Source organism: Rhizobacter sp. P2_H2, assembly GCF_056403375.1.
Window position 1 is genome coordinate 1 of sequence record NZ_JBFUFP010001054.1, and the last position, 1838, is coordinate 1838.

General features: G+C 66.6%; 2 protein-coding genes. Both read right to left on the reverse strand.

What is annotated here, in order from left to right; genetic code table 11:
• Nucleotides 1-34 precede the first annotated feature (34 nt).
• A complete protein-coding gene (locus AC1D15_RS29925) occupies nucleotides 35-985 on the reverse strand; it encodes a substrate-binding domain-containing protein (RefSeq protein WP_477828881.1) in 951 nt (316 codons plus the stop codon).
• Nucleotides 986-1062: 77 nt separating this feature from the next.
• The coding region (locus AC1D15_RS29930; RefSeq protein WP_477828882.1) for an ABC transporter permease at nucleotides 1063-1838 on the reverse strand (776 nt) is incomplete at its 5' end.

The window sequence follows — 1838 nt, forward strand, 5'->3', positions numbered from 1 at the left end:
GTCTGGGCATGGTCAGCTCCTCAGATCAGGTGGTTCAGAACGGCGAGTCCGGCACGTAGTACTTGGCCGCGTTGTCCTTGGTGATCAGCACCGACGGGATGATCGTGGTCGCCGGCATCGCGGTGCCCTTGACGCGCGCCTCGGCGGTCATCTTCATCGCGTCGGCGATCATGCTGGGCGAGTAGGTCACGTCGGCGCTGACGATCTTGTCGCCGTCCATCACCTTCTTGATGTAGTCCTTCGAGCCGGCGCCGCCGATCACCAGCTTCACGTCGCTGCGCTTGGCCTGCTCGATCGCCTTCTGCACGCCCACCGCCATGTCGTCGTCCGAGGCCCACACGGCATCGATCTGCTTGAAGCGCGTCAGGTAGYCCTGCATCACCTTGAAGGCATCGTCGCGGTTCCAGTTGCCGTGCTTGGCATCCAGCACCTTGATGCCCGAGTTCGCCTTCATCACCGCGTTGAAAGCGTCGACGCGCTGGTTGTCGRTCACCGTCGGAATGCCGCGCAGGATCACCACGTTGCCCTTGCCGCCCATCGCCTTGGCCATGTACTCGCCGGCCACCTTGCCGAAGCCGGGGTTGTCGCCGGCCACGTAGGCGTTCTGCGCGCTGGTGTCGGTCAGGCCGCGGTCGACCACGGTCACGTACACACCCTTGGCCTTGACCTGCGCGACCGGCTGCGTCAGCGGCGCGGATTCGAACGGCAGGATCACCAGCGTGTTGATCTTGTTGACGGTCTGCAGGTCCTGCACCTGGTTGGCCTGCTCCGAGGCCGAGCCTGCGGTCTTGACGATCACCTGCAGGCCGGGATGCGCCTTCTCGAGCTCGGCCTTGGTGCGGTTGGCCCAATAGACGACGCCACCGGCCCAGCCGTGCGTGGCGGCCGGGATGGACACGCCCATCACGACCTTGTCCTGGGCGAAGGCGGTGGCGCCTGCGGCAAGTGCCGCCAGCGTCACGAGGATGCGGGGAATGAACTTCATGGGACTCGTCTCCTGTTGTGTGTCGATCGGGACTCGATCGGGGTCTCTGCGGAACATGACCGTTGCCGGTCGGGGAACTAACGCCGCCCCCTCTGRAGGAAGGCGACGATGATGATCACGATGCCCTGCACGGCGGCGTTCAGGTACACGCTGATGATGCTGGTGAGGTTCAGGATGTTGCTGATCACCGAGAGCAGGATCGCGCCGACCACGGTGCCGGTGATGCGGCCCTCGCCGCCCTTCAGCGCGGTGCCGCCGACGATCACCGCGGCGATCGCCTCCAGCTCCCACAGCAGTCCGGTCGTCGGCGAGGCCGAGCCCAGCCGCGGCACGTACAGCACGGTGGCCACGCCGACACACACGCCCAGCAGCATGTAGGTCAGCACCTTGATGCGGTCGACATTGACCGCCGCATAGCGCGCGACCTGCTCGTTGGAGCCGATCGCCTGCACGTAGCGGCCGTAGCCGGTGCGGTTCAGGATCAGCGCGCCCAGCAGCGCGACCGCCGCGAACACCCAGATCGGGAACGGCACGCCCAGCAGGCTGCCGTAGTAGACCGGGCTGTAGGCGTCGGACAGCTTGCCGTCGAGCGTGATCGCGCCGCCGTTGGCCAGGTAGGTCAGGTAGGCGCGGAAGATGCCGAGCGTGCCCAGCGTGACGATGAACGGCTCGATGCGGCCCTTCGTGACGAGCAGCCCGTGCGCGAGGCCGAAGACCGCGCCGAGCGCGAGGGCGAACACGATGCCGATCGCCACCGTCAGCAGCGGCGAGCCGACCTGCGCGGCGATGCCGTTCATCAGCAGGATCATGCTGCCGGCGATCAGCGCCGCCATCGAGCCGACCGACAGGTCGA